Raw genomic sequence first — 16,574 nt, forward strand, 5'->3', positions numbered from 1 at the left:
TAACGCCATTGTTGCCTAAGAGAAAGAGGTATATTGCGGCGGCCGCCCTGGCGGCGCTTGTGACCATTGACTGAACCCATCGAGCTGTTCTATTCGAAAGCCAACATCATCATCTGACAAAAATTGGTTCGTTATTGCTCCCGGAAGTGCAGCGGCTGGAGCCGTTGCTCCACCTCCAGTTGCACCAGACGAGCCGGAGCTTGTACCCGCGTAAGCACTAACAGCTGGAGAAGTTACTGCAACATTCCAGCTTGTTGGTTGCTCTGCACGTGGTTGCAAGGGAGGCACTACACGTGTGTCTGCTTTACTCACACTTGCATCTGTCTTGCTCTGTACTTGCTCAGTAACAATCGGTTTCACAGATGGTTGATCGATAAGGAACTGCTCGTTATCTGGCAATCCTCCATCCACATCAGAATGTTGAATCAGATCGGCTCTTTCCACAGGCAATGCCTGCGGGACAATACCTTCTGGACGGAGAGCCGGTTCAGGAGTAACTTCAGTCACCTTGCCTGTAACCTGTACTACATCTTGTCCTTCCGTGTTGTCCGGGGATGATGCCAGATCAGAAGATTCAATAGTATTCGGAATTGGAGCTTGCGGTGTTTCCACAACCACCGGCTGTTCTGATGTATTCACAGGTCGATCCGGATTAACCTTAGGAATGTCAGCCGATCCCTTACCAGAGTCCAGTTTTGTGGATATGCCTACGGCTGGAACTGTTGTCTCCACCGATGGGAGCTGCACTGTACCTTTACGCAGATCTACACCAGAGGAAGAGACATCCACCGAAGTCACTTCAGGTACATCTACCTTCACGGAAGGTAGTTCAACCTTGCCCTGCCCAAGGTCTGTTTTCACAGCAGACGTCTCTGCTTGAATGACCTCTGGCACCTCTGCGGTAACACTAGGCAAGGAAGCTGTTCCTTCGTTCAGGTTGACCTGGCTGCTTGATACATCTGCCCGAATTATCGGTGTATCCGCCTGCACGGACGGCAGTTCTACGGTTCCCTTATTTGCATCGATACCAATCTCTGATGTTCCAGCCGATCCAAGCGGTGTATCTACCTTTAGCTCAGATACACTCAGCTTGCTAGCCGAAGCATCCGCTTTGATCGACGGAACCTCAACATCCAGTAATGGTGTTGATACCGATACCGATGGAGTCAAGTTCAGCCCACCATCTGAATCACGTGAGAACAAATTCAGCGACAATCCGTTGGAGGGTTTCTCCGAAGCGGCCTTAGCATCATCCGCATAGACATGCGATGAACCCAAACTTATTACCAATGCTCCTGTAATGACAGCCAGTGGTATGCTGGCAAGACGTACAATCGATTTGGGTAGCTTTACCTTCAAGTTGCTTCACCCCCTTTCGCTTGCTGCGTTGGTGGGACAAGCCATATGAGTTTTCCCCTAAGAATAATTAGAATACAGGGATTTGTGCCTGTTCCTCATTAAACGTGAAGGCGTTTACTCAAACGGTATTGTGGCAAAAAACTTTAAATTTAAAGTGTTTTGCCGCCTTCATTTCATTATTATTGCACTCCTAGCTCCTTCTTCTCTTTCTGTTACGTTATAAATCGGAGATTGGATCACCTACATATGTATTTTATTGAATTTGATTAATGATTAAATTTTAAATGCTAAAAATGCAGATCTTGTGACATATCGCATGTTTTTCGTAGAATTAGAGGTTTACAATACAGTCATGGCGACAATTCGAAATCGTCAAACGTCAACGTATCACCCCATATAACTAACTGTAAAGGCGGGATCAGCATGCTAGAATTACAGGAAATTGAAACAGAACGTTCTCTTCATCTGTACCGCACCTTGGCCAAGACATTTAAGAGCGTGAATGAACACGCTGTATCTGGAAGCAAAGTGCATGGATTCAATCCTACAGCATATGGTTTACTTGAAGTTCTGTATATGAAGGGGGCACAGCCTATTCAACAGGTTGGGGCACAGCTTCTCTTACAGAGTGGTAATGTTACGTATGTTATTGATAAGTTAGAACAAAAAGGACTTTTACACCGTAAACACTGTCCTCAGGACAGACGGATTATATTTGTGGAATTGACAGAGGAAGGGCAGCGCACAATGGACGATATCTATCCAGGCTATGCTCACAAGATTGATCGTGCTGTCAGCGGCTTGAGCGAAGAAGATAAGACGATGCTCGCTGACTTACTGGAGCGACTGGCGATTGGCGCAGATCGGTTATCAGCCAACAGCTGAATAAACTTAAATAGTTATAGCAAACTAACAAGTAGCAAAAAGGCAGCCTCATTAGGCTGCCTTTTTTATTTTTTTTCGTTTAGCGATGGATAGCCATCCCCACTATTTTTTCTCCTTTTTCACACCAGCCACTTGCACGGAGCCTTGTACTTGCTGTGGGGCATCTGCGTCTTCTGGAACCATGAGGCGTTTGCGTAGAGCCAGCGTAGCAACCCAAGACACAATCGCAATCACAAACATAATGATGAACAAGGAATGCAAACTGCCCTCAAGCACACTTCGCAGCAACCGCCACTGATCGTCGGACAAAACCGTTTCCGTATGAGGTGCCAGCAATTCGTTCAGATCCCCATCAGAGATGCCAGCAGCCGCAAGATTTTGTGCACTGGATAATGTTGAGATTCGATAATTCAACCATGTACCAAAAGCTGCCGCACCAATCGTTTGTCCCAGTGTACGCATGAACGTATGTAGTGCTGTGGATGAACCCCGTTCCCGATATCCTACAGATGACTGTGCAATGATGGTGAAGATTGTGAATGCAAAACCAAAACCAAGCCCATAGATAAAGGTCAGAACAAACAGCACGTACTGCGGCGATGAACCGCCGACAAGGAATAATCCGCCTGAACCAACCACAATGCCAGTCAGTCCGATGAGAGACGTCATACGCGACCCAATCTTCATTAAGAGTCGACCTGCCCACACACTGCCGATCAGCCAGCCAACAGACATTGGTGCAAGCAACAATCCGGATTCAGTCGCATTTCCCCCACGCACACCCTGCACCCACAGCGGCAGATAACTCGTAAGACCGATCATCAGTGAGCTCGTTAACAGCCCAGCAATATTCGCCACACGAATGTCTTGAATGCGGAAGAGGTGAAGTGGAACCATCGGAGCTTCGGCTCTTTTTTCAACCATGAAGAATAATACGATAAAAGCTACTGCTACCGCGCTGAGTCCCAAAATCAACGGAGAGCTCCACGCATAATACTGTCCACCCGCTGACAAAACAAAGAGCAGAGCTGTAATCCCAACAGTGAAGGTCAACGCACCCATAACATCAATTTTGGCAGTACGCGGTGACACATTTTCTTGCAAATAACGGAATACAAACCACATAGCTAACAAACCAAACGGCACATTAAAACCAAAGATCCATTGCCAACCTAAATTATCTACAAAATAACCGCCTAGCAGCGGTCCAGCCAGAGATGAAATACCCCATACTGAGCTAATCCAGCCTTGAATTTTGCCCCGTTCCTCAATAGGATAGATATCTCCAATAATCGTAAATGTCACAGGCACTACCGCACCTGCGCCAATCCCCTGGATTGCACGAAAAACAATGAGCATCTCCATATTCTGCGAGAAACTGCATAGTAACGAACCGAGTATAAACAGAGCACATCCGATTAAGAATACAGGCTTCCGCCCATACAGATCACTGATTTTACCAAAAATCGGGGTACTAACCGCCATTGTGAGCAGATAAGCTGTAAAGATCCAGCTAAGCAGTTGCACACTGCCCAATTCACTGACGATCGTTGGCCCTGCAGGCCCAATGACCGTACCTTCAATGGCGGACAAAAAGGTAGCTAGCAGCAAACCCGCCAAGATGAGACTGCGTTTGGAATTTCCCGTCGTATTCAATGGAACCCTTCTCTCTTCATTTCTATATCAACTAGAAAATGTCTAGTTGAATTTTTTTATTTATTACGCGCCCTTAGCCATTCATCATAGAGTAAAGAATACATTAACATGTCTTTGTATCCCGTAGACGTATGTTGAATTTGACGAAGTAATCCCTCTTTCGTAAATCCCATATTCTCCAGAAATCCACCTGACGGCGCATTACGCGGATCCACAAGCGCCTCAATGCGATTAAGTCCCATCGTCTCATATCCAAAGGACAGCAGTACCGAGAACGCCTCCGACATATACCCATGCCGCCAGTAGTCACGTCCTAGCTCATAGCCGATCTCACCGCGAAACGCGCCCTCAAGTTGCCATGTATTGAATCCACAGCTTCCAATGAGGCGTCCTGTCTCTTTGAGCTCTATGCCCCAACGAATCGCATCCTCTTCTCCCGCCATCTGGTTAAGCAGACCAATCATATCCGCTGCTTCGGTTGCCCCAATCATTGGCGCAAGATTCATATAACGGGTCACCTCTCGATCTGACCAGCACGCGAACATTTGTGCAGCATCCCGGCGTCGCATTTTGCGCAATCGAAGCCGCCCCGTCTCAAGCTCAGGGATTCTACCTTTACATTTATACATCAACATACTCTCCGATCCGATCCATCTCTAAAGACCATAAAAATTCACTAATTATCTAACCATAACCTGCGCATGATGGCAACGGTTTAATCCTCATTCGTGCATTCAAAAAAGTACGATGATAATAGAAGTGTGCCGTTTGAACAGCCTCTATTATAACATCAAAAAAAACCGGGCCACATCGTGCTCCCGGTCTTAATCTACATATTGCTCCATTCATCGGACACATTCAAGCCATAGAGCTTGTCCAATCATGTCTTCACGATTAGGTTTACCTACGCTTCGGTACCTGTCGCCAGCAATTCGTTACTGACTCGGCCGAGTACAGCCGTAATTTCCTTATACTCCTCAATGCCTGTGCCTGTAAGGCTCCACTGGTCTCCATGTGCAGTCAGGAAATTCTCTTGGGTCAGGTGTTCAAGCTCCTGCTTAATCTCCCGCTCTCCCACACGATATCCCCGTTCTTCCAGCCAAGGCAATGCGTCACCAACCGTCAAATCCTGATGCTGAGCCAAATATAGAAGATGAATCCGTACAAAAAGATTCTGTACCTCTGCGTGCATAAGTCAATCTCCTTCCAGGGTTCGCCCTCTGTGATTGCTAAGTAATTACCCCAGTGAAGAAGCAGAGAAACAGGAGGAATTTACAGGTTAGTTCCTTCGTTTTCAAAATCCTCCGCTTGACTAACGACATACACTACACTATCTTGAAAATAAGTACCATTTTTGCTCGGGAGGGTGATTAACCATGTTTCAAGCTGTTTCTTATGAAGGAACACGAAGCGAGCAGCACAACGCCGTCCTGGGACAGTTAAGCGCTCTGATTCGCGATGAACCTAGCGCCATTGCCAATCTGGCAAACGCAGCGGCGCTGCTCAATGTATTTTTGACCGATACCAACTGGGTCGGCTTCTATCTGTATGATGGCAAAGAACTTGTACTTGGTCCATTCCAAGGACTGCCTGCCTGCATCCGTATCCCACTTGGACGCGGTGTATGCGGCACATCTGCTGCAGAAAAACGTACCCTCGTCGTTGACGATGTACATGCTTTTCCAGGCCATATTGCCTGTGATGCTGCATCCAACAGCGAAATCGTTGTGCCGATTATTAAAAATGGGGAACTATACGGAGTACTCGATATCGACAGTCCGATTAAGAACCGTTTTGACGACGAAGACCGAATCTTCCTAGAGCAAGCAGTGCAACTGCTCGTAGACCAACTGTAAGTAGGTCTTGTGCGCCTCTCTACGCATTAAGCTTGTGAGGGTTCACTTGCCTCATACAAACGGAACATTCGGCAAAATGAAAGAGCACAGTCCGCAACTGGACTGTGCTCTTTCATTTGCCATCTTCATACACCCATGTTCTGCTCGCCCTTCAACATGTTATGCATCTAAGACAATTCTTGTTCCGCCTTAATGATCATTGCATCCCTTAAGAATTCAGCAAGCTTAGGATGATATCCGTCATACATTTGACGGAAATTCTGATGTTCAACATACAGATTACCTAATTCCCGGTAGATCTCGGCTGTAGGTGTGTAGTATCCTTTGACCCATTCCAGGTGCCTACTAATAATCTGCTGCACCTTCGGACTATCCGCAGATAATCCATCCTCAATGGCCTGATGCAGATCACGATTGATTCCATCGATCTTCTCCTGGGAGTCCAGATAGTCTCTTTTCGTCTTAAGCTGCACACTTTGGAGCGTGTTATCAGGCGACTGATTATGACTAGGCTTGTCTGAGTTCATCTCATCCAGCTTCGGACGATGCATCGAATCAGCACGCGATGAAGGTTGTTGCAGTAACATATTGCGCTGTCTCGGCTCAACAAATCCCTCGTATAGTGCGCTCTCTTCAATTTCTTGCTCACCTTGCAGATGCGATATCGTTTTGTCGAGTGTTTGTATCAGACCATGCAAGCGAAGTGCCTTTTCTAGCATTTGAATACGTTGCTGTTGCATCATTTGAATCATGTCATACGGATCTTCCTGTAGCATTGAGCCGATCTCTTCCTGCTCCACACCAAGTTCCTTGCAGAACAGTATCTGCTGGAGCTTCAACAGTTCCGGCTTCTCATAATACACGTCGTTCGGGTCACTTCCGACAAACGCCGGGGTCAACAGCCCAGCATCCACATATTGACTTAACTCATCCAAACTTACTCCAGACATACCGGATACGTCAGCGATAGTATATGCCATTCCAAACACCTCCTGTCCTGGTCTGTAACTACTGAGTTCAGACATGTTATTGAATGTACTTAATTTTTGTTAAACATTACAAATTTCAATTCCGTCATCTCTTCCACCGCGTATTTCACACCTTCACGTCCCATACCGCTCTGCTTCACACCACCGTATGGCATATGATCAACCCGGAAGGTAGGAATATCATTAATCATGACACCGCCAGCTTCAATGTGTTCCGCCGCATGTAAAGCGGTCTGAATATCATTCGTGAATATACCTGCTTGCAGTCCATAGATGGAATCATTCACGTGCTCAATACCTTCTTCAATCGAATCAATCGTATTAATGACCACAATCGGAGCAAATACCTCCTGACAGGATACTTTGGCGTCGCGGGGTACATTGACTAGCACAGTAGGACGCAGAATCCCACCTTGTACTTCGCCCCCAGCCACCACTTCAGCTCCTGCCTGCTTCGCTTCGGCTATCCATTCTTGTGTACGTTGTACATCCTTCGCTGATATTAGCGCAGACACAACTGTATCCGGATTCAAGGGATCACCTATGACGACTTGCTTAGCTGCCTCAGCAAAACGACGAATAAATTCATCTGCGATCTCACGGTGTACATAAATCCGTTGGAGAGAGATACACACCTGTCCCTGATAAGTAAATGCGCCTGTCACACTTCTAGGGATCACTTTATCAAGATTCGCATCCCGATCCACAATAACAGCGGCATTCGATCCGAGCTCAAGGGTCACTCGTTTCAACCCAGCCTGGCTACGAATGCTCTTCCCTACAGCAGGACTCCCTGTAAAAGTAATATGGGCAATACGTGGATCAGCCACGAGCACATCACCAATCGTCTTGCCATCTCCACTAACCACGTTCAGAGCACCATCTGGTAAGCCTGCTTCCTGAAGTAGATCAGCGATATAGTATGAGGACAATGGGGTCTGTTCTGCTGGTTTCAGCACAATGGTATTACCTGCTGCGATCGCCGGTCCAACCTTATGCGCAACCAGGTTCATGGGGAAGTTAAAAGGCGTAATTGCTCCAATGACACCGAGCGGCTGGCGCATCGTAAATCCAACACGTCCTTCTCCGCCCTTGGCTGCATCCATAGGTACGGTCTCGCCAGTTAGTCGTTTCGCCTCTTCTGCTGCAAAACGGTATGTCTCAATGGTTCGTTCTACCTCGGCTAATGCGGCTGTAATTGGCTTCGCCGCCTCCAGAGCGATAACTCGCGCAGCCTCATCCTTGCGTTCCTGGAGCAGCGCTGAAAGCTTATATAGGATATCCGCACGCTGATGTGCGGGCATTCGGCGCATTGTATCTCCAGCCTGGGTTGCCGCAGCAATAGCTGCTTCCGTCTCCGCTGCCGAAGCCGTAGCAACCTCTGCAAGTGTCTCGCCGGAATAAGGTGCCTGAAGCTCTTTATATTGTATAGACTCGGTAGGTTTCCCCCCGATAAACAGATGTTGTTTTTTCATTGCTGCATCCTCCATCCCTTCATTACTACAAGATGAACATATAAATTAACACGGGATCACCCTATTTATTTATACACTATTTTATTATTCTCAACCCAGTAGAGCGGCTTAATATTGCTTATTTTATCTAAGCAACAATCTCAGATGCTTTGAACCGTAAAGCTCATATATAAGCTCTTTATCATGCAGCTATAGCGCTATTTAACTGTTAGTACAGGACAATGAGCATGTTTCAAGACTCCGTGACTCACACTGCCAAGTACGATCTCAGCCAGCATACCTTTGGCTCCCGCACCCATGACGATTAGCCCACATTCTTGATCACGTGCTACCCGGCAAATCTCATTCACAGGATCTCCGGCAATTAGAAGTGTGTCAGCAGGGACGGAACGTCTCGACAGGAACGCATGAATCGGCTCAACGATATGTTTACCTTCTTCGGCAATTCTAGCGTCCAGATCAACGCCCAGCGCAGGCTCATTGATGGATATCGATGGATTCACATGTACAATGAGCAATTTCGGATTTTTTTGCATGCCCTCTGCTAGTTCGACCGCTGCCTCCAGCGCCTTATGAGCATGAATCCGATCCATCCACCGCTACAAGTATTCGTTCAATCATGTCGCTTCCTCCTCCATATTAATGATGTGAAATAGCCGAATCGATCTCACGCAGATGGCTGCGGCGAACCAATAGAACAACCACACCAATCAGCACCATGATCGCGCCAAAATAAAACGGTGTCTCCGGCATATACCACTCGGATAATTTACCTGCAAGCCAAGGTGCAAGCGCACCGCCCAAGAAACGAACAAAGCTGTACGCCGCAGATGCTACGGAACGTTCCACAGGTGCGGCTTCCATGACAGCAGTAGTGATTAGCGTATTATTAATGCCTAGGAAAATACCCGCTACAATAACAGCCACAATGACGGTTGTAGAGGAGCCCATGACTGTACCTATTGCCATCACAACCAGATCAATAGCGAACAAGGTTAACATGACACTCATGGATGGAACCGATCCGAATCGGCGTTGCAGTCTAGGAGCTACGAATACAGATGTAATCGCCAGCGCCAGTCCCCAACCGAAGAACACGTATCCTAGACCATGCTCGTCCAGATTCATGACATATGGTGAATAAGCCATTAATGTAAAGAAACCAAAATTATATAAGAAAGCGGTAATCGCTAATGTTTTTAGAGATGGATAACTTAGTGCCTTGAACGGATCGGACAAGGAACTTCTTGTTTTCGGTTTGGCTATCTTAGGCAGCATAAACGTAATACTAATAAACGCAATGGCCATTAACACAGCTACACCGTAGAATGGACCGCGCCATGAGATCGAGCCAAGCTCACCACCGAGTAGCGGACCTACTGCGATCCCAAGTCCCAGCGCTGCCTCGTACAAAATAATAGCTTTGGCCGTCCCTGATGTGGACAGACCAACAATGGCAGATAATGCTGTTGCGATGAATAGTGCATTACCAAGACCCCAGCCGCCGCGATATCCTACCAGAGCACCTACCGTATCCGATGTTCCTCCAAGAGCGGAGAAAATGATAATGAGTAATATACCGCTCAGTAGCGTCCATTTCACACCAATCCGGCTGGATACAACACCGGTGATCAGCATAGCAATACCTGTGACCGCATTGTAACTCGTAAATAACAGGGAAACCTGACTTTTGGATGCATGCAATTGATCCGCTATAGCAGGTAAGATTGGATCGACAAGTCCGAGCCCCATAAACGATATAATACATGCAAAGGCGACAGCCCATACGGCTCTCGGCTGTGATAACAGCCCTCCGCGTGATGACGGTAATTCGTCAGGTAGCGATGGTTCTCTTTTCATAACTAATTCCTCCTGATGATGGTCTGTGTAATCTTGTTGCTTGGTTGGTTCATTATTTAATGCTTTAGTTTTTGTAAATAGATGAAAATTTCATTTCACTTTCATAAAAAACGCAATCAAAACGGAACAAAAGAACACCGACATGAACGGTGCTTATGTTCTCAGATATATTTATTTCATGTGGCTGACAGCCCTATTTCTAACAAAACAAATTATGATTAAACTGCCATTTATCCGTCTTGGACTCGATCTAAAGCGCCTTGGTCTTGCTTCTGCTCCTGCAACCGCTGAATGCCTGTCTGAACCCGTTCTCGTAACTCCTCCAGTTCACTCTGCACGGCATGAATGCTATGAAGTTTCTGTTCAATCAACTCCAGTTGTTCATTCAATGTTGTCTCCATCTTGCTCAGCTTCTCAATGCGCTCCTGAACTTCAATCGTCTGCTGATAATCAAAACGCTGTTCATTCAGCGCATCTGATGTTGCCACATAAGCATGTAGCTCCTGTAGCGAGAAACCCAGTACCTCCTTGGCGCGGACGACCTTTTTCAGATACGTAATATCCTCCCAGGTGTATAATCGTGTGCCACCATCTGTCCGTTGAGGTGAAGGCATGACACCAATCTCTTCGTAATACCGGATTGTACGTTTGGTTAGTCCGCTTTCCTTAGCGACATCATCAATTTTATACAAACTCATTTCCTTCACCTCACTTATATGTCTGTAATGTTATGTACATAATTATATATAATTGTAACGTTAACGTCAACGTTAGATTTTATTCACACGGAATTCGATATAAAGCTCTCCACTTCAAAACATCAAAAGAAAATCGATTTTACTGCGACCCCCACTAAAATAATCAATATAATTATCCCGATACCCTTCCATCCTAAGGTACTTACTAGTTCTCCTAGGTTGCCAATCGTAGCCCGATCATATGCATCCTTCATCGTTCCCGTTGGATTATTCTTTAATTCTTCACGAGCTAGGCGTTCTCTTTCTCGCTGTGGGCTCTCTTGATTCGTCATGTTAACTCCCCCCTGTTCTCAAAATTGGTTGTACTCCTATTATACTGAATAAATGTTTAATTTATGGTTAAATTATCCACTGATATCTCTCTATTTTATAATCAGCATATATTCCATGTTTATTCGTAAACACCTACTTTAATGGTTACAAAAAAGGACCCGCTTGTGCGAGTCCCTCGGTTGGTGCTATGCCTATTTATATTATGCATCCTGCTGCTTCTTTTTAGGTTTACTTTGTAACTCCTTCAAACGCCCTTCAACCTTCACAAACAATCGAATCGTATAGAATGCTAACGACCCCAGACTTAGTACCAATGCTTGTACTTCAGTAAACCAAAATCCAAGAATCCCGAATACCAGAATGATAAAGCCAAACTGCATCATCAGATTCGAGGCGTAATACTGCGCTTCCTTCCACAATTCCGGATCACTCATCGCTCTTGGTGTACGATAACCGTAGATTCCATTGATTGCTCTCGGTGGTTTCTTGAACATCATGAAACCCAGTATAAAATAACACACCCCACAAATTATCCCTAAAATCGATCCAGCCAAAACTGCCTTTCCCCTTTCTTCTGTTGAGCTTTCCCATCATAAATGATCACGACCTATTAAAAAACAAAAAAACGGCTCTACGTATATACGAAGAGCCGCCCTGGAGCGTTTCGAAAACTTAGCTTTCCTGTACTCGCAGTACCCGCATAGCGTTGAGGACAGCAAGAACCGTAACGCCTACATCCGAGAATACTGCTTCCCACATGGTCGCAATTCCGAATACACCGAGCAACAGGAAGACGACTTTGACACCAAGGGCAAATCCGATATTTTGCCATACAATAGCGCGAGTTCGCTTGGCAATGCGGATTGCACCAGCAATCTTGGACGGTTCATCCGTCATAATCACAACGTCCGCGGCCTCAATTGCCGCATCTGAACCGAGTCCTCCCATAGCAACACCTACATCAGCCCGGGCAAGTACCGGTGTATCATTGATCCCATCACCGACAAAGATCATTTTCTCCTTCGGTGACTTGGCTGCTTCCAGCTTCTCCAATTGCTCGACTTTGTGCTGAGGTAACAATTCCGCGTAGACCTCATCCACACCAAGATCATGCCCGACTGCTTCACCTACTGCCTTTGCGTCCCCAGTGAGCATGACCGTTTTGCGAATACCCAGCTTACGCAGTGCTCGGATTGCATCCGCAGCATCATCTTTCACTTCATCAGCAATGATTAGGTGTCCTACGTACGTTCCTGCCTCGGCAATATGAACGACAGTACCCACTGTTTGCGGAGCAGTGTAGGAGATGTTCGCCTGCTGCATTAGTTTGGCATTGCCCGCCAGTACCTCTCTTCCATCTACCTTAACCTTGATACCATGTCCGGCAACTTCATCGTAACCGTCCACACCTTCGGTTGGAATCTCTCGTCCCCATGCAGCGCGAATAGATTCTGCGATGGGATGATTGGATTGGGCTTCTGCAATAGCAGCTAACCGCATAAGTTCTTCTTCCGTACGCTCACCCTCTGGGTGAATAGCTGTGACTTTAAAAACACCTTTGGTTAGCGTGCCCGTTTTATCAAAAACAACAACTTTTACATCGTTCAATGCTTCAAGATAGTTGCTGCCTTTCACCAGGATACCATTCCGAGAAGCCGCTCCAATACCGCCGAAGAATCCAAGTGGGATCGACACCACAAGCGCACAAGGACAGGAGATCACCAGGAAAACCAATGCCCGGTAGATCCAATCTGCAAAGGTAGCACCACTAAGGAGCAGAGGTGGAACCAATGCAATCAGCGCAGCCAAGATCACGACAAACGGTGTATAATACCGAGCGAATTTACTTATAAAATGTTCCGTTTTGGCTTTGCGGCTGCTAGCATTCTGCACGAGATCAAGGATTTTGGAAACCGTCGATTCCCCGAATGTTTTGGTCACTTCGATTGTCAGCAACCCATTTTTGTTCACAAAACCACTGAGTACATCATTTCCTGGTTCCAATTCCCGCGGTACGGATTCACCTGTTAAAGCTGACGTATCCACCATCGAATGTCCTGCCTTCACGACACCATCCAGCGGAACTCTCTCTCCTGCTTTTACAAGGATACGATCTCCAACTCGAACCTCTTCAGGAGATACTCGCTTCGTCTCATCCCCTGTACCGATCAGAATGTGAGCATAATCTGGGCGAATGTCCATCAGCGACTGAATCGACTTCCGTGAACGGTTAACCGCCATGCCCTGAAACAGCTCACCAAGCTGATAGAAGAGCATTACTGCGACCCCTTCTGGATATTCACCAATGGCAAAAGCTCCAATTGTCGCAACGGACATAAGAAAGTATTCATCGAATACCTGACCACGTAGTATATTCTTACCTGCTTGGAGAACGATATCTCCCCCTGCAATCAAATACGCAACAATGAATAAGGCAAGCTGCGCCCATCCTTCTAAAGGAGACCAGATTGCAGCCGCCATGAGAACCGAACCTGCTGCAAGCCTAGCGAGTAGCACTTTGGTCTGACCAGCTCCATGCTCATGGGAATGGCCTGCATGAGCATGACCTTCGTGACCGTGCTGATGCTCTGCATGGATATCGTGGTCATGATTATGGCTATGGGGGCTATGCTCATGAACGTGACCACTGCCTGCAGTTGAATGCCCATGGTCATGAGTATGCTGATCATGACTTCCATGGTTATGTTCATGATCGTGCCCATGAGCATCCAGATGTTGAAGTGCGCCTGCTGTAGAGCGACCAGCGGTAGACGGTTTGCCTTTTTCCGAGATACGAATATGTGGCTCTAATCGCAGGACTTTACGCTTCGCTTCCTCCACAATCTGTTCATCCATATCTGATGTTGTGTGCAGCGATAATGTTTTGGTTACAAAATTAACAGAGCATTCGGTAATGCCGCTAATTTTTTTGACACCATTCTCAATCTTCAACGCACAGTTCGCACAATCTAACCCATCTAGCAGCAGTTCCCTCTTCACCTGTTCTGATCCAGTTCCCATGTGAATTCTCCCCTTTGCAGTTGCGAAACTATATCAGTTCAATTAAAGCATGCTTACACTTACCACTTCGATGACAGAATAACCTTCCGATCGCTGTTATCCCCAGATTTTTTTGATTCCCTTCTTCAAAGGGAAAATCCGGTGATAAAGGCGAACGCTCCGCTTCTTCATGTTATTTCTGTCCTCTCCGTTCTCGTGTAAAAAGTTTGTTTGAACGAACTTATATAGTCAAATAATCCATTCAATATAATGTATGAGCAATCATTCATATGTTCATTTATCCTCATTATATGCATGCCTAAATACAAGTGTCAACATTCGTAATTGATTTTTCATACAAATTATGCTAATAGTAATCATTTCGCTTTAGACGATTTTTGGATATAATAGGCGTATATCGTATAACAAGTTATCCAGTGTTGATTGAATATAGGCGGTGATAGGTAATGGAACAACCGGTTAAAGCTGTATCCGAATGCGACGTCGCCTGCTCAGGTACCGAGGCGGATGTGCAGACCATTCGTACATCTCTAATAGATCGGGAGACTTCTTCCGAAATGGCAGATTGGTTCAAGGCATTCAGTGATCCGACGCGTCTACGTATTATTGATGCTCTGTTGCAAAAGGAATTATGTGTGCATGATCTTACGGTGTTGCTTGATATGGGACAGTCGGCCATCTCACATCAGCTGCGGTCCCTACGTAATATGCGTATTGTGAAGCGGCGCAAAGAGGGCAAGACGGTGTATTATTCCTTGGATGATACACATATTGAGCAGATCTTCCTGCAAACGCTCCAGCATATTAAGCATGGCTAGGTATAACTAGCCTGCTGAACAAACAAGAACCCCCGTCCATCGGCAGGAAGCCGACAGGCGGGGGTTCTTGTTCATTACCTCTACAATACATGTTCAAAAAGGGCGGTTTTCAGTACCAAGAAGATAGGATGAAGCTAGAAATGGAGTAGCGGAGCGCAGGCAACCTACGTGAGCAACGGACATTTCGGCTGAATCCTATCTTCGACGCTGAGATGCCGTCAGGCATCCTTCGTAATCAAAAGCGYMCTTTTTGAACTACCWCTACAATACATGTTCAAAAAGGRCGGTTTTCAGTACCGAGAAGATAGGATGAAGCTAGAAATGGAGTAGCGGAGCGTAGGCAACCTACGTGAGCAACGGACATTTCGGCTGAATCCTATCTTCGACGCTGAGATGCCGTCAGGCATCCTTCGTAATCAAAAGCGTCCTTTTTGAACTACCTCTACAATAGATTGTTTTTGTTAGGGTCATATAGACCTGTACTGCTCTTGAACCAATTGAAGATGTGGGAAATACATACCTTCAATACCGCATAACCCGGTACAGCCAGTAGGATGCCGACTACACCGAACAAGTTACCTGAGGTCAAAATAACAAAGATAATAGTGATTGGGTGAATTTTCAGTGTTTTCCCCATGATCTGTGGCGAGATAAACTTGCCTTCGATCAGTTGCACTATCGTCCAGACAGCAATCATTTTGAGCAACATTACCGGTGATGTAACCAGTGCTACGATCAACGCTGGTGTAATGGCAATAGCAGGACCGAGATACGGCACCACACTGGTGAATGAAGCAATAATAGCAAGAATCAATGCATAGTCCAGTCCAATAATCATGTAACCAATGTAGAGCAGAACACCGATACAGAAGCTGACGATGATCTGTCCACGAATGAACGAGCTAATCTGATGATTGATATCTTCAAGCACATGCATCGCACCAGTACGACTCTTGATCGGTAAGAAGGACAGAATTTTCGCCGGAAGCTTCTTGCCGTCCTTAAGCAGGTAGAACAGAATGAACGGAACTGTCACAATGGACAGCACGGTCTCCGTGAATACCCCTAAGAAATCTCCAATTCCCGTCCACGTGTGATTCAGAATTTCCGTAGCACGCGCAGAGATCGTAGCCCATAGATCTTCAAAATTAAAATTAATCGTTTCTTGAACCTGGTTGAACATTTCACTTCCCGTAAGCTGCACAAACTTCTCTTGCACTGCTGTGCTATATGCTGGGAAGTTCGCAATTAAGCCCATAATCTGATTGCGCAATACAGGAATAACGGCAAGTACTACAACGGTCAGAATACCCCCTATAGCGAGATACAGAATCAATATTGACCAGCCGCGCTTAATTTTCCACCTCTCCATCACATCGACCAACGGATTCAGCAGATAGTACAATACTCCAGACAAAATGATAGGTAATACAATGGTTTTGATCAACACTGCAATGGGATGAAAGACAAAGGATATCTTCGTCATCACCATAACGTTCAATCCGACCAGTAACAGAATCAATAGGAATAGGACAAACTTATTATTCAAGAAAAATCGTTTGAATCGATCCGGCCAAATTCGGGGTTGTTCCGGTTGTTCCATAGACTTGTCTTCCTCTCTTCT

Annotated in this window: 16 protein-coding genes; 3 read left to right on the top strand and 13 right to left on the bottom strand. The window is 46.1% G+C overall.

Annotation, left to right across the window (positions count from 1 at the left end):
• Nucleotides 1–15 precede the first annotated feature (15 nt).
• The gene (locus ASD24_RS15320; RefSeq protein ID WP_056697213.1) at nucleotides 16–1,359 is read right to left on the bottom strand and encodes a hypothetical protein; all 1,344 of its coding nucleotides are present in this window, start codon (nucleotides 1,357–1,359) and stop codon (nucleotides 16–18) included.
• A gap of 423 nt (nucleotides 1,360–1,782) precedes the next feature.
• Between ASD24_RS15320 and ASD24_RS15325 the strand changes: the two genes are divergently transcribed.
• Nucleotides 1,783–2,244, top strand: a complete 462-nt coding sequence (locus ASD24_RS15325; protein WP_056697214.1) for a MarR family winged helix-turn-helix transcriptional regulator — start codon at nucleotides 1,783–1,785, stop codon at nucleotides 2,242–2,244.
• A 102-nt stretch (nucleotides 2,245–2,346) separates the two neighbouring features.
• Here ASD24_RS15325 and ASD24_RS15330 read toward each other — a convergent pair whose 3' ends face one another.
• The 3 genes from ASD24_RS15330 to ASD24_RS15340 all read right to left on the bottom strand — a co-directional run bounded on the left by ASD24_RS15330 (nucleotide 2,347) and on the right by ASD24_RS15340 (nucleotide 5,092).
• A complete protein-coding gene (locus ASD24_RS15330; protein ID WP_056697216.1) occupies nucleotides 2,347–3,900 on the bottom strand; it encodes an MDR family MFS transporter in 1,554 nt (517 codons plus the stop codon).
• Between the two features lie 56 nt (nucleotides 3,901–3,956).
• On the bottom strand, nucleotides 3,957–4,535 hold the full coding sequence (locus ASD24_RS15335; RefSeq protein ID WP_056697219.1) for a GNAT family N-acetyltransferase: 579 nt from the start codon (nucleotides 4,533–4,535) through the stop codon (nucleotides 3,957–3,959).
• 269 nt (nucleotides 4,536–4,804) lie between these two features.
• Nucleotides 4,805–5,092 carry a hypothetical protein gene (locus tag ASD24_RS15340; protein ID WP_056697220.1) on the bottom strand — a complete coding sequence of 96 codons (288 nt, stop codon included), beginning with the start codon at nucleotides 5,090–5,092 and terminating at the stop codon, nucleotides 4,805–4,807.
• A 184-nt stretch (nucleotides 5,093–5,276) separates the two neighbouring features.
• On the opposite strand from ASD24_RS15340, the gene ASD24_RS15345 reads away from it, so the two are divergent.
• Nucleotides 5,277–5,756 carry a GAF domain-containing protein gene (locus ASD24_RS15345; RefSeq protein WP_056697222.1) on the top strand — a complete coding sequence of 160 codons (480 nt, stop codon included), beginning with the start codon at nucleotides 5,277–5,279 and terminating at the stop codon, nucleotides 5,754–5,756.
• A gap of 167 nt (nucleotides 5,757–5,923) precedes the next feature.
• On the opposite strand, the gene ASD24_RS15350 is transcribed toward ASD24_RS15345, so the two are convergent.
• The 8 genes from ASD24_RS15350 to ASD24_RS15385 form a co-directional block, all read right to left on the bottom strand.
• Nucleotides 5,924–6,736, bottom strand: coding sequence for a MerR family transcriptional regulator (locus ASD24_RS15350; RefSeq protein WP_056697224.1), 813 nt, complete (start codon nucleotides 6,734–6,736; stop codon nucleotides 5,924–5,926).
• 59 nt (nucleotides 6,737–6,795) lie between these two features.
• Nucleotides 6,796–8,220 carry an aldehyde dehydrogenase family protein gene (locus ASD24_RS15355; RefSeq protein WP_056697230.1) on the bottom strand — a complete coding sequence of 475 codons (1,425 nt, stop codon included), beginning with the start codon at nucleotides 8,218–8,220 and terminating at the stop codon, nucleotides 6,796–6,798.
• A 197-nt stretch (nucleotides 8,221–8,417) separates the two neighbouring features.
• Nucleotides 8,418–8,813: a universal stress protein gene (locus ASD24_RS15360; RefSeq protein WP_235540595.1), complete on the bottom strand. Its 396-nt coding sequence runs from the start codon at nucleotides 8,811–8,813 to the stop codon at nucleotides 8,418–8,420.
• A gap of 46 nt (nucleotides 8,814–8,859) precedes the next feature.
• Complete coding sequence (locus tag ASD24_RS15365) at nucleotides 8,860–10,080, bottom strand: MFS transporter (RefSeq protein WP_056697232.1); 1,221 nt, start codon at nucleotides 10,078–10,080, stop codon at nucleotides 8,860–8,862.
• Nucleotides 10,081–10,310: 230 nt separating this feature from the next.
• Nucleotides 10,311–10,778 carry a MerR family transcriptional regulator gene (locus tag ASD24_RS15370; RefSeq protein WP_056697237.1) on the bottom strand — a complete coding sequence of 156 codons (468 nt, stop codon included), beginning with the start codon at nucleotides 10,776–10,778 and terminating at the stop codon, nucleotides 10,311–10,313.
• Nucleotides 10,779–10,900: 122 nt separating this feature from the next.
• Entirely contained in the window at nucleotides 10,901–11,110 is a 210-nt protein-coding gene (locus ASD24_RS15375; RefSeq protein WP_056697239.1) for a DUF6366 family protein, read from the bottom strand.
• Nucleotides 11,111–11,311: 201 nt separating this feature from the next.
• Nucleotides 11,312–11,608, bottom strand: a complete 297-nt coding sequence (locus tag ASD24_RS15380; protein ID WP_156395473.1) for an SdpI family protein — start codon at nucleotides 11,606–11,608, stop codon at nucleotides 11,312–11,314.
• Nucleotides 11,609–11,783: 175 nt separating this feature from the next.
• The gene (locus ASD24_RS15385; RefSeq protein WP_056697244.1) at nucleotides 11,784–14,132 is read right to left on the bottom strand and encodes a heavy metal translocating P-type ATPase; all 2,349 of its coding nucleotides are present in this window, start codon (nucleotides 14,130–14,132) and stop codon (nucleotides 11,784–11,786) included.
• A 446-nt stretch (nucleotides 14,133–14,578) separates the two neighbouring features.
• Between ASD24_RS15385 and ASD24_RS15390 the strand changes: the two genes are divergently transcribed.
• Complete coding sequence (locus ASD24_RS15390; RefSeq protein ID WP_056697248.1) at nucleotides 14,579–14,950, top strand: ArsR/SmtB family transcription factor; 372 nt, start codon at nucleotides 14,579–14,581, stop codon at nucleotides 14,948–14,950.
• A 442-nt stretch (nucleotides 14,951–15,392) separates the two neighbouring features.
• Here the strand turns inward: ASD24_RS15390 and ASD24_RS15395 are convergent, their stop codons facing one another.
• Entirely contained in the window at nucleotides 15,393–16,553 is a 1,161-nt protein-coding gene (locus tag ASD24_RS15395) for an AI-2E family transporter (RefSeq protein ID WP_056697250.1), read from the bottom strand.
• Nucleotides 16,554–16,574: the final 21 nt, after the last annotated feature.

The organism is Paenibacillus sp. Root52 (genome assembly GCF_001426865.1).
In the GTDB taxonomy this organism is placed as follows: domain Bacteria; phylum Bacillota; class Bacilli; order Paenibacillales; family Paenibacillaceae; genus Paenibacillus.